At 53.5% G+C, this 22,681-nt stretch carries 28 protein-coding genes; 1 reads left to right on the top strand and 27 read right to left on the bottom strand.

The annotated features are described in order from the left end of the window. Nucleotides 1-2 precede the first annotated feature (2 nt). Entirely contained in the window at nt 3-878 is an 876-nt protein-coding gene (locus AC13H5_RS06750; RefSeq protein WP_483546488.1) for a YitT family protein, read from the top strand. A 46-nt stretch (nt 879-924) separates the two neighbouring features. Here the strand turns inward: AC13H5_RS06750 and AC13H5_RS06745 are convergent, their stop codons facing one another. The 27 genes from AC13H5_RS06745 to prsW form a co-directional block, all read right to left on the bottom strand. Continuing rightward, a complete protein-coding gene (locus AC13H5_RS06745) occupies nt 925-1,392 on the bottom strand; it encodes a GreA/GreB family elongation factor (protein ID WP_483546487.1) in 468 nt (155 codons plus the stop codon). A 59-nt stretch (nt 1,393-1,451) separates the two neighbouring features. Then, on the bottom strand, nt 1,452-2,135 hold the full coding sequence (locus tag AC13H5_RS06740) for a zinc metallopeptidase (RefSeq protein ID WP_034777336.1): 684 nt from the start codon (nt 2,133-2,135) through the stop codon (nt 1,452-1,454). A gap of 38 nt (nt 2,136-2,173) precedes the next feature. Then, on the bottom strand, nt 2,174-2,788 hold the full coding sequence (locus AC13H5_RS06735; RefSeq protein WP_214752765.1) for a DUF1405 domain-containing protein: 615 nt from the start codon (nt 2,786-2,788) through the stop codon (nt 2,174-2,176). Between the two features lie 99 nt (nt 2,789-2,887). Then, on the bottom strand, nt 2,888-3,682 hold the full coding sequence (locus tag AC13H5_RS06730) for a menaquinol-cytochrome c reductase cytochrome b/c subunit (RefSeq protein WP_021067210.1): 795 nt from the start codon (nt 3,680-3,682) through the stop codon (nt 2,888-2,890). Nucleotides 3,683-3,715: 33 nt separating this feature from the next. Then, nucleotides 3,716-4,387: a menaquinol-cytochrome c reductase cytochrome b subunit gene (gene qcrB / locus AC13H5_RS06725; protein WP_021067209.1), complete on the bottom strand. Its 672-nt coding sequence runs from the start codon at nt 4,385-4,387 to the stop codon at nt 3,716-3,718. 15 nt (nt 4,388-4,402) lie between these two features. Next, nucleotides 4,403-4,906: a QcrA and Rieske domain-containing protein gene (locus tag AC13H5_RS06720; RefSeq protein WP_021067208.1), complete on the bottom strand. Its 504-nt coding sequence runs from the start codon at nt 4,904-4,906 to the stop codon at nt 4,403-4,405. 110 nt (nt 4,907-5,016) lie between these two features. Next, entirely contained in the window at nt 5,017-5,457 is a 441-nt protein-coding gene (locus AC13H5_RS06715; RefSeq protein WP_214707512.1) for a DUF2487 family protein, read from the bottom strand. A gap of 165 nt (nt 5,458-5,622) precedes the next feature. Beyond that, nucleotides 5,623-6,156 carry a ReoY family proteolytic degradation factor gene (locus tag AC13H5_RS06710; protein ID WP_034777333.1) on the bottom strand — a complete coding sequence of 178 codons (534 nt, stop codon included), beginning with the start codon at nt 6,154-6,156 and terminating at the stop codon, nt 5,623-5,625. A 24-nt stretch (nt 6,157-6,180) separates the two neighbouring features. Further along, complete coding sequence (locus AC13H5_RS06705) at nt 6,181-7,452, bottom strand: tetratricopeptide repeat protein (RefSeq protein ID WP_214752763.1); 1,272 nt, start codon at nt 7,450-7,452, stop codon at nt 6,181-6,183. A 36-nt stretch (nt 7,453-7,488) separates the two neighbouring features. Continuing rightward, nucleotides 7,489-8,739, bottom strand: coding sequence for a 3-phosphoshikimate 1-carboxyvinyltransferase (gene aroA / locus AC13H5_RS06700; protein ID WP_215190915.1), 1,251 nt, complete (start codon nt 8,737-8,739; stop codon nt 7,489-7,491). Nucleotide 8,740: 1 nt separating this feature from the next. Then, nucleotides 8,741-9,787 (bottom strand): 3-dehydroquinate synthase, encoded by a 1,047-nt coding sequence (locus AC13H5_RS06695; RefSeq protein WP_215190914.1) that lies wholly within the window; start codon nt 9,785-9,787, stop codon nt 8,741-8,743. Then, nucleotides 9,781-10,941, bottom strand: coding sequence for a chorismate synthase (gene aroC / locus AC13H5_RS06690; RefSeq protein ID WP_483546486.1), 1,161 nt, complete (start codon nt 10,939-10,941; stop codon nt 9,781-9,783). Before aroC ends, AC13H5_RS06695 begins: the two co-directional genes overlap by 7 nt. 10 nt (nt 10,942-10,951) lie before the next feature. Then, nucleotides 10,952-11,731 (bottom strand): CheR family methyltransferase, encoded by a 780-nt coding sequence (locus AC13H5_RS06685; protein WP_034779832.1) that lies wholly within the window; start codon nt 11,729-11,731, stop codon nt 10,952-10,954. A gap of 117 nt (nt 11,732-11,848) precedes the next feature. Continuing rightward, complete coding sequence (gene ndk, locus AC13H5_RS06680) at nt 11,849-12,265, bottom strand: nucleoside-diphosphate kinase (RefSeq protein WP_034777324.1); 417 nt, start codon at nt 12,263-12,265, stop codon at nt 11,849-11,851. 91 nt (nt 12,266-12,356) lie between these two features. After that, a complete protein-coding gene (locus tag AC13H5_RS06675; RefSeq protein ID WP_034777323.1) occupies nt 12,357-13,319 on the bottom strand; it encodes a polyprenyl synthetase family protein in 963 nt (320 codons plus the stop codon). 3 nt (nt 13,320-13,322) lie between these two features. Beyond that, entirely contained in the window at nt 13,323-14,024 is a 702-nt protein-coding gene (locus tag AC13H5_RS06670) for a demethylmenaquinone methyltransferase (RefSeq protein WP_034777322.1), read from the bottom strand. Nucleotides 14,025-14,044: 20 nt separating this feature from the next. Next, nucleotides 14,045-14,617, bottom strand: a complete 573-nt coding sequence (locus tag AC13H5_RS06665; RefSeq protein ID WP_034777321.1) for a heptaprenyl diphosphate synthase component 1 — start codon at nt 14,615-14,617, stop codon at nt 14,045-14,047. Between the two features lie 127 nt (nt 14,618-14,744). Next, complete coding sequence (locus AC13H5_RS06660) at nt 14,745-15,017, bottom strand: HU family DNA-binding protein (RefSeq protein WP_021067196.1); 273 nt, start codon at nt 15,015-15,017, stop codon at nt 14,745-14,747. Nucleotides 15,018-15,126: 109 nt separating this feature from the next. After that, entirely contained in the window at nt 15,127-15,837 is a 711-nt protein-coding gene (locus tag AC13H5_RS06655) for a hypothetical protein (RefSeq protein ID WP_214752753.1), read from the bottom strand. Between the two features lie 3 nt (nt 15,838-15,840). Next, entirely contained in the window at nt 15,841-16,041 is a 201-nt protein-coding gene (locus tag AC13H5_RS06650; RefSeq protein ID WP_034777319.1) for a DUF2768 family protein, read from the bottom strand. An 80-nt stretch (nt 16,042-16,121) separates the two neighbouring features. Continuing rightward, nucleotides 16,122-17,165: an NAD(P)H-dependent glycerol-3-phosphate dehydrogenase gene (locus AC13H5_RS06645; protein WP_034777318.1), complete on the bottom strand. Its 1,044-nt coding sequence runs from the start codon at nt 17,163-17,165 to the stop codon at nt 16,122-16,124. A gap of 17 nt (nt 17,166-17,182) precedes the next feature. Beyond that, nucleotides 17,183-18,493 carry a ribosome biogenesis GTPase Der gene (der, locus tag AC13H5_RS06640; RefSeq protein WP_034777316.1) on the bottom strand — a complete coding sequence of 437 codons (1,311 nt, stop codon included), beginning with the start codon at nt 18,491-18,493 and terminating at the stop codon, nt 17,183-17,185. 129 nt (nt 18,494-18,622) lie between these two features. Further along, complete coding sequence (gene rpsA, locus AC13H5_RS06635; RefSeq protein WP_034777315.1) at nt 18,623-19,771, bottom strand: 30S ribosomal protein S1; 1,149 nt, start codon at nt 19,769-19,771, stop codon at nt 18,623-18,625. 140 nt (nt 19,772-19,911) lie between these two features. Beyond that, nucleotides 19,912-20,535, bottom strand: a complete 624-nt coding sequence (locus AC13H5_RS06630; protein ID WP_034777314.1) for a lysophospholipid acyltransferase family protein — start codon at nt 20,533-20,535, stop codon at nt 19,912-19,914. Then, nucleotides 20,532-21,209: a (d)CMP kinase gene (gene cmk / locus AC13H5_RS06625; RefSeq protein ID WP_034777312.1), complete on the bottom strand. Its 678-nt coding sequence runs from the start codon at nt 21,207-21,209 to the stop codon at nt 20,532-20,534. The genes AC13H5_RS06630 and cmk overlap by 4 nt, the downstream gene beginning before the upstream one ends. Nucleotides 21,210-21,283: 74 nt before the next feature. Further along, nucleotides 21,284-21,949: a flagellar brake protein gene (locus tag AC13H5_RS06620; protein WP_214752752.1), complete on the bottom strand. Its 666-nt coding sequence runs from the start codon at nt 21,947-21,949 to the stop codon at nt 21,284-21,286. A 20-nt stretch (nt 21,950-21,969) separates the two neighbouring features. Beyond that, nucleotides 21,970-22,626, bottom strand: coding sequence for a glutamic-type intramembrane protease PrsW (gene prsW, locus AC13H5_RS06615; RefSeq protein WP_034777310.1), 657 nt, complete (start codon nt 22,624-22,626; stop codon nt 21,970-21,972). Nucleotides 22,627-22,681: the final 55 nt, after the last annotated feature.

The raw sequence follows: 22,681 nt of genomic DNA, 5'->3' as shown, positions 1-22,681 counted from the left end.
AGATGACGGTACAATTACCGATTCGGTTTCGCAATATATTCTTCATTTTGATTGGTTCCTTTATTTTCGCGTTCGGTGTCTACCACTTCAACGTCCAGAACAACTTGGCGGAAGGCGGCTTCACAGGCATCACCTTGATTCTGCGGGGCTTGTTCGATTGGTCGCCATCGATCACGAACTTGGTGCTCAACATCCCGCTCTTCTTCGTCAGCTATAAGCTGCTCGGGCGGACGACGTTCATCTACACGCTCATCGGGACGTTCAGCTTCTCGCTCTGGTACGCCCTCATTGCCAAGTACTCAAACCTCGTCATCGATTTGACGGACGACATGGTGCTCGCGAGTTTGTTCGCCGGCCTGTTCATCGGGGTCGGTCTTGGGATCATCTTCAATAACGGCGGCACGACCGGAGGCGTCGACATCATTGCCCGGCTCGTGCAACGTTACGTCGGCTGGTCGATCGGCAAGACGTTCCTCGTGTTCGACTTTTTCGTCATCGTCCTCAGTTTGACGTATCTTGATATTCGCGAGGCGATGTATACGCTCCTCGCCGTCTATATCGGGGCCCGCGTCATCGACTCGATGCAGGAAGGGACGTATGCCGGGAAGGCTGCCATGATCATCAGCGACCATCGGACGGCCATCGCCGACGGCATCCACGCCACGATGAACCGCGGGACGACCCGTCTTCTCGCCAAAGGCGGCTATTCGAACAAGGAACTTGAAGTCCTCTACGTCGTCGTCGGGCGGAACGAAGTGAACCGGTTGAAGACGATCGTCAAACAAATCGACCCGCACGCCTTCATCACGTTCCACCACGTCTATGAGGTCGGTGGTGAAGGCTTCACGTTCGATGAGAACCGGATTCCTTTGAAATAAGTCACGACGCACAACGCCCCGTTCGAATGAACTGGGCGTTGTTTCATTATCGTTCGATGCGGACAATCTCAAACGTGAGCGTGCCGCCCGGTGAAGCGATGGAGACGGTTTGACCGACGGTAGCTCCCATCAAACCACTGCCGAGCGGTGATGTCGCGGAGATCGACCCGTTTGCCAGATCAGCCTCGAGCTCGCCGACGATTTGGTACGTCTCGGTGTCACCATCCGGCAGTTCTCGCAACGTCACCGTGTCGCCGAATCCAACCTCTCCGGCAGTCGCTTCCTCTTCCACGACGACGGCAGCGGCGAGCGTCCGCTCTAGTTCGCTGATTTTCGTCTCGATCCGCTCTTGTTCACGCACTGCGTCAAAGTACGTCACATCTTCTCGAAAGTCACAAAATTTCCGGGCCGCCTTGACACGTTCGAGCGCTTCACGCCGACCCTCGATGCGAAGCGTCTCGAGTTGTTCGATCAGACGCAGACGACCCGCCTTCGTCAACTGTGGTTTTGACATCTCGGTCCCCTTTCCAAACATGATAAAAAAAGTCCCGTCGCGAGACGGGACCGTTGATTCTACTCATCACGTGGCATGAAGACGATGAGTGCCAAGCGGATCAATTCGGCGACGGCGACGAGCGTTGCCGCCACGTACGTCCATGCTGCCGCGTTGAGCACTTTGCGCGCACCCGACTCTTCGGTTGCCGTGACGATTCCGTGGCTCGTCAGTTCAGCCATGGCCCGTTTCGAGGCATCGAATTCGACTGGGAGTGTGACGAGTTGGAACACGACCGCCCCGAGCATCATGACGACACCGAGTTGGGCGAGGCCCATCGCGCCGAGCAAGAAACCACCTAAGAGAAGCGGGAACGACAAGTTCGACGTGATGTTCACGACCGGCACGAGCCGGTGGCGGACACGCATCATCTTATAGTCGGTCGCATCTTGAATGACGTGGCCGATCTCGTGGGCCGCAATCGCAGCCGATGAGATCGTCGAGCCTTGATACACTTCACGTGAGAGACGGACGACTTTATTGACCGGATCGTAATGGTCACTCATCAGTCCGTCGACCATCTCGATGCGGACGTTGTTGACGCCGTTTTGTTTCATGATGAAGTCAGCGACTTGGGCGCCGGTGACGCCGCTTTGAATCGGTTGTTGAAGAAATTTTTTGTACGTACTTTTCACTCGCATCTGGGCCCATAATGGGATGAGCATAATCAGTGCAAGATAGAAAATATAGCCACCTAATGACATGTTCTCTATCACCTCTGCGTGTATTTGATACCCTGATTTTACATTCTTATGAACTTATTATCAAGTGAAGTGCGCAGGATGAGGTGGTATCCCATAAAAAAACATATTCCCGTCAACCAGAACGAACCGTAGCCGATCCAGGCGATATGCTCGGCGAGCGACGGATAGCGCGGCCATTGGCCGAGCACATAATCGACGACGTCATTGTGGACGACCCAGACGAGCGTCATAACGAACGAACGAACCGTCCATGTCATGAACGGTGCATACAACAGCGCCTGGAACGCCATCGCTCCGTGCGACACCATCAGCATGACGGCCATGAGCACGGTGAACGTCTCGGCGTCCGGACCGAGTTCTCGCAAGAACAAGAGGTTCATGATGACGGCCCACACCCCATACTTGATGAGCGTCACGAAGGCGAGCGTCTCCATGAGCGGCGACTTCTTTCCGGCGAGCCATAGGCCGAGCACAATCGTGAAGAAGAGCGAGGCCGTCGGGCTGTCCGGTACGAACGGCCAATAGATGAGCGGCGTATCGCGAAGCTGGGGCTCATACCAGACGTACCCGTAGATCGTGCCGAGCAGATTGATGAGAAAGAGTAGTCCTAACACGAGCCGGTGTGTCAGGATCGGGCGCAACATATGTATCATTCGAGTATTCCATCCTTTTTTTCTTCATTGTAGCGCAACGAAACGAAAGTAAAAAGAAGTGTGGCCCGTTTGACGGGTCACACTTCTTGAACCAATCGTTTATTGGTTGTTTTCTCCGCCTTCACCGTATGAAGCGATGAATTCAGACATGGCTTGGAGGTCCTCATCCGAACCGTCCCATTGGCCGGCCGGCATCGTACCGACACCGTTGACCGCGATATCCGCGATCTCTTCGGCCGTGTACTGAGTGCCGACGAGTGCAGGAGCTGCTGCCCCGCCTTCGAGGTTCTGACCGTGACAGTTCACACATGACTGCGCCGAGTAAATCTCGTAACCTGGTGCGGCCGTATCGATTTCAGGGCCCTCGCCCGGTACTTCCAAGATTCCTTGTTCATGCACTTGATCCCAATGTGTCGTTTGAACCGATTCCCACGTCAAGTAGAAGATCGACAAGACGCCGAGAAGCATGAAGCTGATGGCGACCGGACGTTTCGCCGGACGGCGTTCGAGTCCTTGGTCGAGCCATGGTGCGATCAAGAGCGCCGTGAAAGCGACCCCTGGCAAGATGACCGTCCCAAGAAGGATCCAGTCCCCTGCTGCGAATTGGTATTTGAGCAATTGATACAAGAACAAGAAATACCAGTCCGGTAACGGAATGTAAGATGTGTTCGTTGGATCGGCGATGTTTTGGAGCGGTGGTGCCTCGACGATCGTCAAGGCGATGAATCCGATCAAGAAGACCGAACCGACCATCCACTCTTTCAACAAGAAGTTCGGCCAGAACGCCTCAGTGCGTCCTGGGTATTCAGAATAGTCTTTTGCAATATTTTGTTTCCGATTCGAGATTCCTACTCGAGAGTCGGTTACAAATTTCATCCCTTTACCGCGATGCATATCGTTTCTCCCCCTTTATATCTTCGAATCGGCTTATAGCGGTCCTGAAATCCCTTGTTTACGAATCATCAAGAAGTGGGCTCCGAGGAGTCCGAACAAGGCCGCCGGTAAGAAGAAGACGTGAATGGCGAAGAAGTTCGTGAGCGTCCGTGCGCCGACGATCTCACCACCGGCGAGAAGCGTCTTGGCAATGCCACCAATGACCGGGACACTCTCGGCAATTTGAAGCGTAACTTTCGTCGCGAACAACGCTTTCATATCCCACGGCAACAAGTACCCTGTAAGACCGAGCGCCAAGACGACGAAGAACAAGAGAACACCGACGACCCAGTTGAGTTCGCGCGGTTTCTTATACGATCCGGTAAAGAATACGCGGAGCGTATGTAAGAACAACATGACGATGGCGACCGATGCGCCCCAGTGGTGCATCCCACGAACGATTTGTCCATGTGCGATCTCGTTTTGAAGATAGTACACCGACGCGTGCGCGTTGATGATGTCTGGTACGTAGTACATCGTCAAGAACATCCCTGACAGAATTTGAATCACGATCGTGAAGAACGTCAGACCGCCGAAGCAATAAACAAATGCTGAAAAGTGATGGGCAGGGTTGACGTGTTCTGGAACTTCATGGTCAGCGATGTCGCGCCATAACGGCGTGATGTCGACGCGTTCATCGACCCAATCATAAATTTTTTGTAACATCGACTATTCCCCCTCTCACAACTGTGCGACTGGACTGCCCAAGTATAGGAAGCCGTCTTTTTCTTCTTTTTCGTAGCGTGCAAGTGGTGCAGTCGGAGGCGTACCAGGAATGTTCGTTCCATCTTTCTCATAGCGACCGAAGTGACACGGGCAGAAGAACTCTGTCGGTCGAGTCGGGTCTCCACCATATCCTACTTGACAGCCGAGGTGCGTACAAATTGGAGACAAGGCGATGATCTCGCCGCTCTCATCTTTAAATACCCACGCCGAAAGCGTTTCTTCAAATTCATACCAAGCATCTTGCGTTTGTTTCTTAAAGTCGACACGTTGCGGCTCAGTCGTGATGTCATCAAGACTGATGACTTTTACTTTATCGCCCGCTCCCGATTTTTTTAAGACCGGATCGATCGCAAAGTTGACCATCGGACTGATCAATGTTGCCGCCATAAAGCCACCTACACCAGTCAACGTATACGTTAAGAACTGACGGCGTGTGACTTTTGACCCATTTTGAGCCATTTCGTTCCCCCCTCATTCGTGTGCATAACCCCATAATTCTTTATGCATTCTTCACAAAAATTTCTCACTCAACAAAATAGTATATCAATAAAACCTCCACGTCAACCGCTTCATGTCGCCATCCAACGGCTCGAAAGCTCGGTAATGACTTGCGTCGCAAAATTTTGAACCATCGTGTGCGACTGCTCGCCGGACATGCCTTTTAAAGCAAGCGGCGGAACAAACATAATCGGCAGTTCAGACCCTTTGAAACGCAAATCCGAGGAGATGAACAACACGTGGGAAAACCCAGAGGACACCGCCTTCGTGAGTACCGCTTCTGCCGTCGCCCGGCCAGCGTCCACGTCGACGTAACTAAGTGTCGGGCTGAGCATCGTCCGTCCCGACAGTTGCCGTTCGGTCTCAAGTGCCACCGCCTGAATGACTTCGTTCCCTTCGGCTTTTCGCACCATGTCCTCATCAAACGCCAGTTCGACGAGTGGGACGACGAGCGTGTCGACGTATTGACGTTCTGTCAGCGATTTCATCGCGTCTATGCCATCGAACCTCATCTTCCTCCTCCTCTCCTCCAGACATACATCATCATGTCCATTGTAGCGTACCTACAAACGTTCCCTATGCGAAACTTATGAACGAAATGTGAAATTATTGTGTATTCCTACGTCATTAATATACCAAAAAACAAGCGCCGACCATAACGGAAGCGCTTGTTTTTATTAAAATAATTTTGAGGCTCGCACTTGATGCAGCTGACTCGTCAAATTGCGGAACAATTTCTCGTCACGCCGGTCGAGCGCCTTGTCGATTTCGACGAGCAGACGTTCTTCCTCGAACTGGGCGACCGAGGCCCGGATGACCGTTTGCGCGGACGTCGTCACTTCATCCTTAAGTTCGGCCACGGGTTCGAACGGGTTCAATTCAACGATGTCGATCCACATTTCGTCGATCATCATCCCTTGGAAGTTGAGCTCCACGTAGATGGCGCCGTCATGGAGCCGGATGTCGTGATACGCCTTCTCGGGATTGACCGTGATGAGGTCACCCCGGCGGTAACGGAACGGTTCCCCGTCAAAACCGTACGCCGTCATGATCAGGCTACGCGGTGAGACCGAGGCGTTCGTGACGAAATGAACGTTCCCGAGTTTTTCTGGATGTCTGAGCCAGTAGTCGATAATCCACTTGGCTTCTCGTTTGCGAAGCGTATGATGAGCGAGGAATCGCTTTAAGAACATCTTTTTCCGCTCGACCATATGACCCCATCTCCTTTGTATCGATTAATCGTGGTCCGTCAACCGTTCGAGCCGCTCCTCCAGAACTTGGCGGTCGTCGACATCGACGGTGAGCGCAAGCGTTTGCTCGAGCACTCGTTGCGCTTCGGCACGCTGTCCTTCTTCTATCAATAGTGTAGCCCATTCGATGGCAAATGACACGTCCTCTTTATAAACTTGCTCGATCGACCCGTATAACGTGACGGCTTGATCGTAGTCCTCGAGTTCATAGGCCGCCTTCGCTTTGTACCAGGTCATGAGCGGAGACGTCGAATGCTCTTCGAGCGTGTCGATCGTCTCGAGGACGGCCTCCATGTCACCCGATTCGAATAAGACTGATAAGAGGAGCTCGGTCGCCTGGAGCGATTCCGGGTTCAGCGCGAGCGCTTCCCGGAGTTCCGTGACCGCCTCGTCCGTCCGCCCTTGCTTCAAGAACAGCTTCGCCTTCACCGTCCGCAACTCGTCGTTGTAGTCGTCACGGTCGATTCCCTGATCGATCACATCCAATGCCTCTTCGAAGCGGCCGAGCGCGTCGAGCGCTTCCGTATAAGGCAAGTAGAGCGACGTGAAGTCCGGGTCCATCGCCCGGAGTGACTCGAACTGCTTCACGGCGATTTCATCGCGACCGATGCGATGGGCGGTCATCGCGTGACCGAACACGGTATTCAAGTTGCGGTCGTTTGCTTTCTCATACTCATTGAGCGCCTCTTCGAACGAGCCGATCATCGTCAGCGCCTCGGCGTAGTCCGCCTGATAGTCGAGTTCTTCCGGCAAGCGCAAGTGCGGCAGACGGGCATAGAGCGGGACCGCCTGTTCGAATGAACCGATCGACGCATACAACTCGGCTAGGCCATAGATGAGGAGCGGTTCGTCTGGATTCGCCTCAAGCGCCTCCATCAATTTCTTCACCGCGACCTCATCCAACCCTTGAGATTGATAGAGATCAGCGAGCAAGACGAGGCTGCGCATATGCGCTTCCTTGTCTGTCGTATCAATCTTTTCGAGGACGGCAATCGCCTCTTCTTCCCGGTCGCTGTCCAAGTAGGCCTCGGCGAGTGACAAGGCGACGTGCGGATTGCCCGCGTAGTCGACGTAGAGTGCCGCGAGTACGTTCACGGCCCGATCGGCGAGCCCGAGTTCGAGGTAGATGTCAGCGATGGCCAGGCGGTCTTCGTCCGACCCTTCCTTCTCGAGCGACTCGAGATGCATGAGGGCATGCTCGGTCTCACCTTTCTCGAGCATCTCAATAATATGATTCAATTCTATTTCGTCTAACATGTTTATAATTCCTCCTACCGGCTACTCGTATTGACGTTATTCTATCTCACGGCCGAGGCGTTGTAAATCGTCACGGAATCGTGGGTAACTTACATCAGCTGCCTCGACGTGTTCAATCGTCACACGGTCCGTCGTCAATAAGTCTGCGATTTGGAGCATCATCGCCAAGCGATGATCCCCGTGCGAGGAGACATGACCCCCGTGCAACCGGCTCGGATAGACGTCAAATCCGTCCTCGGTTTCGCGCACATCGACCCCGAGTGCCGAGAGTTCGTGCACGACCGTCTGAATCCGGTCCGTCTCTTTCACTCGGAGTTCGCCCGCGTCCCGGACCGATGACGGACTCGTCGCTTGCGACGCGACGAGAGCGAACAACGGCAATTCATCAATTTGGTGCGGGATGGCATCCCCGTCCAAGCGGATGCCGTGAAGTGTACTCGTCGACACTGTCACGTCGCCGACTGACTCTTCCCCGAGCGTGCGAACGTTCGTCACTTCTGTCTTCACACCCATCCGTTCGAGCGTACGTAAAAATCCGATTCGTGTCTCGTTCAAACAGACGTCGGTCGTCGTGACGCGACTGCCCGGGACTAGCGCCGCCCCGGCCCACCAAAAGGCAGCCGAAGATGGATCGGCCGGAACGGCCACCGTGGCCCCCTTGAGCACGGATGGAGCTAACCGGATCGTTCGGACACCGTCCTCTGCCGTGATGTCCAATTGCCCACTGAACAAAGGCAGCATGCGTTCCGTATGGTCCCGCGATAAGACGGGCTCGCGCACGATTGTCGGTCCGGTCGCACGAAGTCCCGCAAGCAGGACCGCTGACTTCACTTGCGCGCTCGCGACAGGCAACGTGTAATCGATGCCCGCCAGCGTCCGGCCGTGAATTTGGATCGGGGCGAACTCCCCGTCGAGGTCCGCGCCCATTTGTCGGAGCGGGTCCGTCACCCGACGCATCGGACGTTTTGAGAGCGAGGCGTCTCCGGTAAGCGTGAACTCCCCATCGTAACCGGCGAGAAGCCCTGTCAAAAGACGCATCGTCGTGCCCGAGTTCCCGCAATCGAGTTCGGCCGATGTGAGCGTCTTCGCCCCCGTGATGAGGAGACGGTCCGGCTCTTCGATGACCTCCGCTCCTAATCGCCGGATCGCCTCGAGCGTCGACCGGCAATCCTCGCCAAGGAGTGGATCATAAATCGTCGTCTCCCCGGTCGCCACGGCCCCGAACAAGAGAGCGCGATGCGTGATCGACTTGTCACTCGGTACCCGTATGAATCCATTCAATCCCATGTCAAAACCACCCTTTCATTTGATGGAACGCTCCAGCGAGTCGCTCGGCCGTGACGCTCGCAACGGTCACCTCAGCGCCGAGCAGGACGAAGCGGATCTGCCCGTCCCGATTCTTTTTATCGTGTCCCATGCCTGCGAGATACGTGTCAAACGATTGCCAGTTGACCGTTGTGATGCCTTCCCGCCTCATGAATGAAGCGAGGGTTTCGGCCCGTTCCTCGTCGCCGGAGACGAGGAAGGCGTACACCATCCCGTAGAGAATCGCTTCCCCGTGCGACAACCGGTATGCCTCAGCCGACTCCAACGCATGGCCGAACGTATGACCGAAATTCAGCCACGCCCTCACGCCTTGTTCGCGTTCATCGGCCTCGACGACTAATCGCTTCACTTCGATCCCTCGTGCGAGCCACGTTTCCCAATCGAGCGGTCCTTGTGCCAAAGCATTGAACAACTCCACCTCGAACGAGTGACCGAGGACGTAACGTGACAGATAGGCGTGCTTAATCAGTTCACCGAGCCCGCTCAAGACGTCCCGCGCGGACAACGTCTCGAGACGGTCCACGTTATAGTGGACGCCCGCCGGTTGATAGAAGGCACCGATCGCATTTTTCGCGAGCGGATGGTTCACCGCGACTTTCCCGCCGACGGCCGAGTCATGCGCGAGAATCGTCGTCGGCACTTGTATGTAACGCACACCGCGCATATAGACGCTCGCTAAAAAGCCGGCTAAATCCCCGACCATGCCACCTCCGAATGCCACGACGAGCGTATCCCGGTCACAACCGCCCGTCAATCCGTCCGTGACGAGCCGCTCAATCGTGTCGAGCGACTTCGAGCCGTCACCCGGGCGGACGACCGACCAGACGACGTTCCGATGTTTATGCGCGAGCCGGTCCCGGAACGCACTTCCGTGCAACCGGTCGACCGTCTCATCTGTGACCACCCAGACGGTGGAGCACGAGAAGTAAGGGACGCGGTCGAGCCAGGCGTCCCCTCGTTCAATTGTGACGTCGTACGGGGTCGAGGCGTTCACATGGAGCGTCACCACGTCCGAATCTCCTCTCGGTATGCGGCGACACGTGACTGGATCCGATTGACCGTGTCATGTCCGAACGTCTCGCATAACTCGCGCGCGAGCTCAAACGCGACGACGGCCTCGACGACGAGCGAGGCGGCTGGGACGGCGCAGGCGTCACTCCGTTCGATTTGCGCGAGAAACGGTTCTTTCGTGTCGATATCGACGGATTGGAGCGGTTTGTAAAGCGTCGGAATCGGTTTCATCACAGCGGTACAGACAATCGGCATCCCGGTCGTCATCCCACCTTCGAAACCGCCGAGATGATTGCTCAGGCGTGTATAGCCGTCGGGACCATAGGCGATCGGGTCCATCACTTCCGACCCTGGTCGATAAGCCATCTCGAACCCATCACCGAACGCGACGCCTTTGATGGCGTTGACACTCATGACGGCGCGAGCGATGGCCGCATCGAGTTTCCGGTCATATTGGACATACGACCCGAGTCCCGGGATGACCCCATGCACTTCCGTACAGACGACACCTCCGAGCGAGTCACCGGCGGCTTTCGCCTCATCGATTCGATGCATCATCGCCTGGCCTGCCGTCTCATCCATCGTCCGGACCGGTGACGCCTCAATCGTGGCGCGCAACGTGTCGAGCGACTCGTATGAGGCATCGGCCTCGACCCCGCCGATCACTTTGACATAGCTGACGAGCGACATGCCGACCGCAGCGAGCAGTTGCTTGCTAAGTGCCCCGACAGCGACACGGGCCGCCGTCTCTCGAGCGCTCGAGCGTTCGAGCACGTCTCGCAGGTCGCGATGGTCATATTTCAGTCCGCCGACGAGGTCGGCATGACCCGGCCGTGGCCGGACGACGCGACGCTTGATTTCAACATCCGCGTCGACCGGTTCGGCCTGCATGACGTTCCGCCAATGGGTATGGTCCTTGTTCTCGATCCAAAACGAAATAGGGGCCCCTGTCGTCACCCCGTGACGAATACCGGCCCTCACCTCGATTCGGTCTGATTCAATTTGCATGCGACGGCCGCGACCATAACCCGATTGCCGTTTGGCAAGCTCGTCATTGATTGCCTGCACGTCGACTTCAAGCCCGGCCGGCACACCCTCGATGATGATCGAGAGTCCGGGACCGTGCGATTCTCCTGCCGTCAAATAACGCATGTGCGCCACCTCACTCTTCAAATTTTTCGTAGAAGAAACTTTGTTTCATCTTGTACCCATACCGTTTCGGTTGAAAGATTTGCTCCGTGCCTCCGACGAAAAGGATCCCGCCCGGGCGAAGCGAACGGTGGAATGATTTATAAACTTTCTCTTTCGCTTCCTCGGTGAAATAAATCAAGACGTTGCGACAGACGATCAAATCAAAATTCCGCTCGTACACGTCGGCCAACAAGTTATGTTTTTTAAACGTCACCAATTTCTTGATGTCTTCTGTGATGTAATAGTCGTCCCCACGGCGAGTGAAATAACGCTGCCGAAAATCAGGGGGCAAGTCGACGAGCGCCCGCTCATGGTACTTGCCTTGCTTCGCTTTTTCGATCACCACATCATCTAGGTCCGTCGCCGTGATCGTGAACTGGGCGGGTGACAAATGTTTCGATAATAGCATCGCTAACGAGTACGGCTCTTCTCCGGTCGAACAGGCCGCGCTCCAGACACGCAATTTGCCTTGGCTTTTTCGGATGAGCTCGGGTAAGATATCCGTCTCAAGCTGCTGCCAGCGGACGGGGTTCCGATAAAACTCGCTCACGTTGATCGTCATGCGATCTAAAAATTCATCGTACAATCCTCGATCCGCTTCCATCGCTTTGAAATACTCGATGAACGTGGCATACCCTTTCTTCTCACGAAGCGCGATCATCCGCCGCTTCATCTGAGCCTCTTTATATAAATTCAAGTCGATCCCTGACTTCAAATAAAACTTTTTAACGAAGATGGCATAATCATTTATCACCAGTTCCAACCTCAATTCTTTCTCTTCTCCTAGATCATGTCGTGCCAAAACGAGTGAGAGCGCTTCAATCCCAATATAAAAAGGGACAGGAGGCCCCCGTCCCTTTTATCGTCATCAAACGTGTGATGCTTCAGTGGCGAACCAGAGTGACAATTCACGCTCTGCGCTCTCCACGCTATCTGAACCATGGATGACGTTTTGTGACATCGTCGAGGCCAAGTCGCCACGAATCGTTCCAGGTTGTGCGTCAAGCGGGTTCGTCTTCCCGATCATCAACCGAGAGACGGCGACGATATTCTCGCCTTCCCATTCCATCGCCACAACAGGACCAGACGTTAAAAAGTCGACTAGCTCTCCAAAGAACGGCTTTTCCTTATGTTCCGCATAATGCGATTGTGCAACTTCCACTGATGGTGTCAACAGTTCAAGACGATTCAACGTATAGCCTTTTTGTTCGAAGCGCGAGATGATTTCCCCAATCAATCCACGTTTCACGCCATCCGGTTTCACCATTAAAAATGTTTTTTCCATTCCCCTAATCCCCCTAAATCGATATGTGTACCATGTACGTTATTAGTTTACACGGTCATCACCATTATTGAAAGGGTTTACAAGGTGCCGATTACCATTTTCGTTTCCCGATGTACTCGGCAATCTCGATGAGGGAGCGTTTGTCGGCCACGTCCGGTAACCCGTCAAGACGTCGGATCGCCCGGTTCACATAACGGTCGATCGTCCGTTGGCTTCGCTCGAGCGTCCCGTTGCGTTGCACTTCACGAACGAGCGTGTGTGTCAAAGCATAATCAGACGAATGACTGACTTGTTGCAACCGATCGAAAAATTCCGGATTTTCCGCTGAATAGAAGAGCGGTAGCGTTTTATGACCGTGTTTCAAATCTTCACCGACCGGTTTTCCGAGTTGGAAACTTTTTGCGGTGAAGTCGAGCAAGTCGTCCGTCATTTGAAACGCCATCCCGATATCATAGCCGAACAACCGCAGCTGTTTGACAACGTCAGGAGAGGCTCCCGAGACGACGGCACCAGCCGCACAACTCGTCTCGATCAACAGCGCCGTCTTGCGGGCGATGCGGTCGAGATATCGTTTCGGAGACTGGGCCCAGTCATATTGATCTTGGATTTGATTGATTTCCCCGACACAGATCAGTTCCATCGTATCAGCCATGATTTGCATCACGTCTGGGGAATCGATCTCAGAGACGAGCCGAATCGCTTCACCGAACAACGTATTACCGGTGTACATCGCGACCCGTTCATCGTAACGTTCCATGACGGTCGGTTTGCCGCGGCGCAATGTGGCGTCATCGATGACGTCGTCATGAACGAGCGAGGCCATATGAATCAATTCTAGACTCGCCGCCACTTTCGTCAATCGGATGTCTTTCGTCTGTCCGAATCCGGCGCTAAGCAGGACGAACGCCGGCCGAATCCGCTTCCCGCCCGCGTCTAACAGTTGTTTCGAAGCCGCTTCGATGACCGGATGATCGGTTTGGACTCGCGTCGACAAGAACCGGTCAATCTGTTCAATCTCTCGGTTCATGTGGCGATAAAGTCGCTTCAAAGACATCGGTCACCACTTCTTTCCTAAGTGCATGGCACACGCACCGCCGGAGAACGCCTTCACTTCGACTTGTTCGAATCCTGCCGTCTCAAACATCCGTTTTAGTGTCAACCGGTCCGGGAATTGATCGGTCGATTCTTGGAGCCACTTATATTGATCATACGAGCCGGCAAACACTTTACCGAACAGTGGCATGACCGATCCAAAGTAAAATCGGTATAGCTCGCTGAAAAGTGGTGCCGTCGGTTGGCTCGTCTCGAGACAGACGACCGTCCCACCCGGCTTCAACACCCGGTGCATCTCACGGAGCACCGTCATATAGTCCGGAACGTTGCGAAGACCAAAACCGATCGTCACATAGTCGAACGAGTGATCGCCGAACGGCAATGCCATCGCGTTACCATGAATGAGTTCGATCGTCGGATATTCTTCCACTTTCTCTTGTCCGACCGCGAGCATGTTCTCGGAGAAATCGAGACCTTTGACGACACCGGTATTCCCGGCCGCCTCGGCGAGTTGAATCGTCCAATCAGCCGTCCCGCAACAGACGTCGAGACATTTAGCCCCTGGGAACACTTGCATGCGACGCATTGTCGCTTTGCGCCACCATTTATGCAAACGGAAGCTGATGATCGAGTTCATCGTATCGTAGCTCGGTGAGATTGATTGAAACACGTCATATACTTTTTGCTCTTTTTCTTTCGGTTGCAATACGTAACATCCTTTCCGTTCTAAGCGACAGCGTGCGCCAGGAGCGTCGATAGCTGTTCTCGTTGTTCTTGGCGCAGTTCCGCCGCCTTTCGTTCGATGATCGTTTTTCCGTATGCGGTCAAGTAAGCCTGACCGATCACTTCAGAAAACGTTTTGATCAATCCGAAGTTCGCTTCCATCCACGTCGTGACAGGTACGTCTGCGTCTAACGCAAGTGTACATTTCGCCCCGTTGACGAGCTGGACCGTCCGGCCGAAGCGATTGCTATAGTCGGCAGGAAACAGGGCCAGAATTTTATAAAATTGAGCCGAGGCATAATCGCCGGCGAGCACTTTCAATTGCCGCTCGAGCGATCCGTTCGGACTATCCTTTACTTGATCGTGCAGTTCGAGCGCTTGGTGCGCAAAATACGTCGCAAGCACGAGCTGACGTTGTTGATTCGATTCGATTTCAATCATCTCGACCATCCAACGAAGTAAAGGCATGTCGACTGCGGGTACAATCTCGTGTCTCGTCAAATACGGATGGGTCATGCGTTCTTCGATTTGACGAGCAAGGTCGGTGACAACGGTTTCGTATGTCATCTGTTCCATGCTATCCCCCCTCGTCCTCTTCGTTGTCATTCTGACATAGTATAGCACATTTTTGTCACATTCACGCCATGTGAACTCGCTTTCCACCACAAAAAAAGCCGCCTTTCGGCGACTTATGTATTGCACATTATTTGACCGCATCTTTGAGCGCTTTACCTGCTTTGAAGGCAGGAACTTTGCTCGCCGGGATTTCGATATCTTCTTTCGTACGTGGGTTACGGCCTTTACGGGCAGCACGTTCACGAACTTCAAAAGTACCAAAACCGATCAATTGAATTTTATCACCGTTTTGGAGTGCTTCAGTGATAGATTCGAATGTAGCTTCTACAACTTGTGTAGCTTCTTTTTTCGAAACGTTGGCTTTCTCCGCAACTGCTTGGATCAATTCAGTTTTGTTCATCACGATTCACCTCCTCTCACAGGGAGTTTACGGGATTAATCATATCGTACAAACGTTGATATGACAACATTTTTTAAGTGAAAAGCCCATATTCGACCCGTTCCGACGATCAGTTGTTTAAAAACTCGACCTCACCTTGTTCATTAATCGTGTACCCTTGCGAATAAGCAGGGGCGAACGGGGAGTCATTATAGAGCAAATACCGAATGTCTTCCCCGACTTTCGGCTCTACATCCGTGTTCTCAAGGGCGGCTTCAAGGTCGGTCCGGTAATCGACAAATAATTGCCCGGTCCCGTCGACATAGATTGGCAACTCGGTATCGGTGTATGGACTCGGGACCGTCGGTTCTTCTGAGACGAAGATGAGATCATAATCGATCGTGAATTGATTCTTGCCGACCGACCCGTCAAACGGAAATTTCCCTTCCTTGGCCCGAAAGGCGTTAATGTTCGTCTGTAACGTTTGCAACCGTTCGGTCACGCGCAAATCAATGAGCTTGACGGTAGGCTCGGTCTCGGCGTCGACAAGGACGTATAAGAACAAGCCGCCCCCTTCGAAACTGTTCGCCGGCGGATCGGCCAAATAACCAGGCACGAGACGGGCGAATTCGATCGGGTAACGCTCCATGAGAGGCGTTTCAGCCGGTTTCGTTTTGATTGGCAAGACACCGGTCGTCTCTTTGAACGAATCAACGGCCGTCTGGACCGATTTCAATTGATCTTCATACGGCACGTTATCGACCCGGTTCGAGTCCGGGAACATACATCCACTGAGCACGGTCGCCGCCAAAAGACTAGCGACCAACAAAATCCGTTTCACGTGTTATCCTCCTGTCGGTCCTGAAGCGACCACATAAATCATGATGATCGTTCCAAATAAAAATATGACGAATGCGATGACGCGGACGAGCGCCGCGAACCATCCCGATAGCTTCGTATGGCTGATTGCCACCATGAGCGCGGCGATGGCAAACGCTCCAATCCCCGCAAATGAAATCCACATCTTGATGAGTGACGGTGTCACGTCTATCCCCTCGACTTTCTCTTTAATTCTTTCTCCGTACATAAGTGTAGCAAAAAAAACAAAGGAACTGAACGAAAACGTCAGTCCCTTTGCTCTTCGCCGCCTTCGAAATGGAATACTTCTTCCATCTCATGCTTTTGCGGGCGTCTCATTAACTTTTGTACTTCATCATGCGGGCTCTTGCCTTCGAACAATACGTTGTAAAGGGCTTCCGTGATTGGCATCTCGACACCGGCTTCCCGAGCGAGTGTATGCGCCGCCTCACAGGCACGAACCCCTTCGACGACCATGCCCATATGACCGAGCACGTCCTCGAGTTTTTCACCGCGGCCGATCGCATTCCCGGCACGCCAGTTACGGCTATGCTGAGACGTGGCCGTGACGATTAAATCACCAATCCCGGTCAATCCCGAGAACGAGGCCGGGTTGGCACCGAGTTTGACCCCGAGTCGCGCGATTTCGACGATCCCGCGCGTCATGAGGGCCGCTTTGGCATTATCGCCGTAACCGAGGCCGTCCGTCATCCCCGCAGCGAGCGCGATGATGTTTTTAAGGGCACCACCATACTCCGCTCCGATGACGTCCGAGTTCAAATACACCCGGAACTGATCGTTCGTGAGCAACTCTTGAATCTCATCGGCCACATCCAAATCCTCGCAGGCGATCGTGATGGTCGTCAATTTACGGACCGCCACTTCTTCCGCGTGGGTCGGGCCGGTCAAAACACCGATGGCCCGGCGTTTCGCCGGATCGATTTCTTCGGCGATGATCTCCGACAGACGTTTGTGCGTCTTCGGTTCGATCCCTTTAGCGGCGTGGACGAGAACGGCCGGCTCTGTGAGAAGTGCGTTCAACTCACGAGACACCGGACGAATCGCCGAGCTCGGGACGACGAGGAACACGATGGAGCGGCCGGCGACCGCTTCTGCCAAGTCCGTCGTCGCTCGAATCGAAGTCGGTAACGGCGCATCTTTCAAATACGTCGAATTCGTGTGGTCGGTATTGATTTCATGCACATGCTCTTCTTCACGTCCATAAAGCAGGACGTCGTGTCCGTTGTCAGCGAGGACGAGTGATAACGCCGTTCCCCAGCTCCCTGCGCCGATGACAGCAACTTTTGCCATAGAAGGCACCCCCATTACTAGTTTTTCTGACGCGCCACGATATGAATCGGTGTACCAGTGAAGTCAAATGCGCGACGAATCTGGTTGTCTAGATAACGTTTGTACGAGAAGTGAAGCAACTCTGGGTCGTTGACGAACAACACGAACGTCGGCGGCTCGATGGCCACTTGCGTCGCGTAGTTGATCTTGAGTCGCTGTCCTTTGTCCGTCGGTGTCGGGTTCATCGCGACCGCGTCGACGATGACGTCGTTCAACACGCTCGTCGAGATCCGACGACGGTGCGACTCGGCCACTTCCTTGATGACCGGAAGCAACGTCTGAAGACGTTTCGACGTGAGAGCCGACAAGAATACGATCGGCGCGTAGTCGAGGAACAAGAACTCTTTACGAATTTTCTCTTCCATCTTCTTCATCGTCTTATCGTCTTTGTCGACGGCATCCCACTTGTTGACGACGAGCACGATGGCTTTCCCCGCTTCGTGGGCGAGGCCGGCGACGCGTTTGTCTTGTTCGATGATGCCTTCTTCGCCGTCGATGACGACGAGGACTACGTTCGAACGTTCGATTGCCTTTTGGGCACGCATGACGCTATAACGCTCGGTTGATTCATACACTTTTCCGCGTTTCCGCATACCGGCCGTATCGATGATGACGTACTCTTGTCCATCCCGTGTGAACGGTGTATCGATCGCATCACGAGTCGTCCCCGCGATATCCGAGACGATGACGCGTTCTTCACCGAGAATCGCATTCGTCAAGCTCGATTTCCCAACGTTCGGACGTCCGATGAGCGAGAACTGGATGACTTCTTCATTGTATTCATAGTCATCTTTATCTGGCGCCAAATCGAGAACTTTGTCGAGCAAGTCTCCAAGCCCGAGTCCGTGTGTCCCCGAAATCGGGAACGGGTCGCCGAATCCGAGCGAATAGAACTCATACATGAGTTCGCGCATCTCGAAGTTATCGACTTTGTTGACGGCGAGGACGATCGGTTTGTTCGAACGGAACAACAAGTTCGCCACTTCTTCGTCTGCCGCTGTAATGCCTTCGCGTCCGTTCACCATGAAAATGATGACGTCCGCCTCATCGATCGCAAGCTCGGCCTGGTGGCGCATTTGAACGAGAAGCGGCTCATCACCGACCTCGATCCCGCCTGTATCGATTAAATGAAACTTACGGTTCAACCACTCACCCGTCCCATAAATGCGGTCGCGTGTTACCCCCGGTTTATCATCGACGATCGACACGCGATCTCCGATAATCCGGTTAAAAATCGTGGATTTCCCAATATTCGGGCGGCCTACGATGGCCACTGCTGGAATTCCCATATAAACACCTCTCTAACTTTCATTCAATAACTAATCGTTTCTAATTGCAACTGTACTATCATATCACAGCGCTATTTCCGTGACCATACAAAAAGAAGCGGGAGTCTGGCTCCCGCTTGAACGACCGTCTTATTTAGAATCGTCCGAGGTCTCTTCTCCTGTCAATTCAGAGACAGAGAACCCTCCTTGGTCACTATACTCGTCAAGCAGCGATTGGTCCGCGTCTTCACGCGTCGAATCACTCGACTCGAGCGCACGCATCGAGAGTGAGATTTTCTTCTCATCAAGATGGACATCGAGCACTTTCACTTTCACGTCTTGGCCTTCTGACAACACTTCAGACGGCGTCGCGATGTGTCGGTTCGCAATCTGCGAGATGTGCAGCAAACCTTCGACTTGCGGCGCGACTTCGACGAAAGCACCGAACGTCACGAGACGTTTGACTTTCCCGTCGATCACGTCGCCCGGTTGAATTTTACCTTCCACCGATTCCCACGGTCCAGGTTGCGTCTCTTTGATCGACAACTTCACTTTCTCGTTGTCGAGGTCAAGTCCAAGCACTTTCACTTTGACTTTGTCTCCTTCAGTCACAACATCGCTCGGTTTCTCTACCCGGCTATGGGCCATTTCCGAAATGTGGACGAGTCCGTCGACGCCGCCGATATCGACGAATGCACCGAAATCAGTGAGACGTTGAACCGTCCCTTCGATGATTTGACCGACCTCGAGCGATTCGAGCGTCTCCGCTTTCTTCGCGCTCATTTCAGCTTCAGCAACCGCTTTATGCGACAAGATGACGCGATTTTTCTCGCGGTCAATCTCGACGACTTTAACCGTAATCGGTTTATTCAAGTAGGATGAGAAGTCTTCGACAAAGTGGTTTTCTACGAGCGAAGCCGGGATAAATCCACGGATACCGATGTCAACGACAAGACCACCTTTGACCTTGTCTTTTACCATGACTTCGAACACTTCGCCAGATTCGAATTTCTCGACGATTTGATCCCAAGCTGCCTCGGCATCCACGTCTTTCTTCGAAACGACCACCTCTTCGTCCGTGACCTTTTTCACTTTGACACGGATTTCGTCGTTAACATGGAGTGATTCGTTTAAATCGTCTAAATGCATGCTTGATACTTCGCTGATTGGTAAAATTGCCTCGGTTTTATAACCGATATCGATCAACGCTTGTTTGTCCTCGATTTTGACGACAGTACCGGTCACAATTTGACCTCGATTAATCTCAAAATCAGGCATATCTTTCATTTCTTCGACCATTCCAACACTACCCCCTCACGATGAGTACAAAAAGGAACGCCCTAAGGCGCTTACACCTAGTATAAACTTCTTATAATTCGAAAGATTTGTCAAGGTGTTATCAGGTTAGTTCCTTTCCTGGCGCGAGATTAAACCTGAAATTAACGAACGTTCCGTGAATGCTGCATGTACAAATCACCGATCGTCGCCATAATCAAATCGGCCGCGGTTTGAGCACTCGCCTTCTCCGCTTTTAGCCCGCTCAAGTCGACTGGCTTGCCGATCACGACTTTAAGCTTCGAACGGAACTTATATGTGCCGATGATGGCTACCGGAAGCACCGAGGCGTCCGAGCGGAGCGCAAAGAACCCGACTCCGGCCTGGGCTTTGCCGAGCGTCCCGTCTTTCGAGCGTGTCCCTTCCGGAAAGATCGAGATGACCTCGTCTTCCTTCAACTTTTGCAAGACGACACGGAGTGCCTGGCGGTCGCCTTCTCCGCGTGACACAGGGATTTGACCAGCGCGGTTCAAGATATGTTTCAATACCGGGACTTCAAACAACTCTTTTTTCGCAAAGAAGCGGAGCTGGCGTTGTTTCGGCATCGCCCCGGCGAGAAGTACCGGGTCCCAGTTCGATTGATGGTTTGAACAGACGATCATCGACCCGTCGAGCGGGACGTTTTCCCGTCCGATATATTCGACGCGGAAACTCAACCGGCGAATGATATTGACGACGCCCACCGCGAGACGATACATGCCGAACGGCCCGTTGTTGAGTGGTCTCATCGTTCAATCACCTGCTTCATCAATTGTTCGATCGCCTCGACGACCCCGTCGATCGACAACTCGGTCGTGTCGAGGTAGTGCGCGTCGTCCGCTTGGCGAAGCGGAGCGACCTCTCGTTCCGAGTCGCGCTTGTCGCGGAGGGCAATCTCAAGCTGTAACTGTCCGAGGTCGCTCGGCAACCCTTTCGCCACGTTCTCTTCGTGGCGACGGCGGGCCCGTTCTTCGACCGTCGCCGTCATGAACACTTTCAAGTCGGCGCCTGGTAAGACGTGCGTGCCGATATCACGGCCGTCCATGACGATTCCGCCTTTACTCGCGAGGTCACGCTGTAAATCCATAAGGGCAGCCCGTACTTCCGGCTGGCGCGCGACGAAACTGACGTTGTTCGTCACTTCGCTCGTCCGGATGACATCGGTCACTTCTTCCGTGCCATCGAACACGCGTTGACCGTTCTCGGACGGAACGAGACGTAAATCCATCTTGTCGATCATCTCAGCGAGCATCGGACCGTCTTCGAGACCGACGCCGTCTTGAAGCGCGCGATACGTGACGGCGCGATAAATCGCACCCGTATCGATATAGACGTATCCTAGTTTTTTAGCGAGCGTTTTCGCGATCGTGCTCTTGCCGGCCCCAGCCGGTCCATCTAATGCGATTTGTAATGGTTTATTCATAAAAATTGGGTATCGGCTCATCCCGATACCCGCCTCCTCTCGGTCATTTGTTCCGAGAACATCATACCAGTTTTTTATCGTGAAGAAAATACGGAGCCGGTCCGTTTTCTCGCTTCGAGCTGGGCTCGGAAGCAATAACGTAAAATCGTCTCCTGGTCCCGGTGTGATAACTCTTCAAAGCAAAGCGACAACTCTTGTTTGGCCGTCTGTTCATGGATGCGGACGAGGCGGCTCTTGACGCGGAACGTCTGCGGCACGCCCCGGTCATCATTAATATGGAACGTGACGATCATCGACTCGTCGACCGCGACCGGGGCTCGATTGGCCACGATTCGCATACCGCCGGCCGACACGTCGAGCGACGTCGTCTCAAACGATGGGAACGCCTGGCCGTCCTCGGCGGATACGGTCACATTGATCATTTCAGGGACACGTAAATATTCACGGCGCTGCACGCGCTTGATTTTCTTTTCATCCGGCAACGCGAAGGCGTAGCGAAGCGTCAGTTGCGCATCGCTCACCCGTCTCGTCACGACCGTATCAAACGCATAGAGCTGCTCTTCTCCTACGAAGAAATAGACACGCATCGATTCGTCCTCGTGCAAGAAAAACGTCTTTAACGTATCCGTCTCACTCGGGGACTCGATCCAGACGACTTGGTCGTTGATAGCCGCGATTTTTGTCTTTCCTTCTTTTCTCCCTTCGACTTCTACCCGTAACTCTTGTCCTACTTTTAACATGAAACGATTCCCCTTTTATTCTATTTGTACTGGCGATGGTTGGAGCGATTGGCGGTCCGCACGAGCAAAAGCGCGACCATCCAAAGAACGACGATGTAGACGACAGCCGGCACTTTGTTCATCGGTTCGACGAGCAAGATATAGTCGAACATGCCATGCAACAATGTCGCCGCCATGACGGCCGTGAACAGCCAGAAGCGCTCATGGGCGGAATGTTTGGCCCGGCCGAGGCAAAACCCCATCACGACAGCGAAGAGCGCATGCCCGCTCACCGGCAACACAGCACGCCAAATGGCGATTTCAATCGAGTCGTACACCCATAAATATAGAAAATTCTCTAACGTGGCAAAGCCGAGTGAACAGGCGACCGCATAGAGAATCCCGTCGTAGTAATCATCAAAGACTTTATGTATGTATATTGTATAATAAATCATGAACCACTTAAAAAACTCTTCTAATAGCGCGGTGGCCACGAACGCCTTCCAAAACGGGCCCACGAGCACCCCTTCTTCCACGAACGCATACTGCACGAACATGATCGGAAAGACGAGAATGGCCCCGGCGACGAACGAACGGATCACATAGCCGAGCGGTTCCGCTTCCAATTCATGCCGGAGATAGAAGTAGGAAAGAAGGGCGAACCCTGGCGCAACCGCAGACAAGGCGATTGCAATCATGATGCATCTCTCCTTTCTCACGTTAAGCATACACTGAAATAGAGGAAAGAAAAAG

Source organism: Exiguobacterium sp. FD-YE-25-4, from assembly GCF_057004685.1.
The sequence above is the reverse complement of the archived record's forward strand: the minus strand, read 5'-3'. Positions and strand labels throughout refer to the sequence as shown.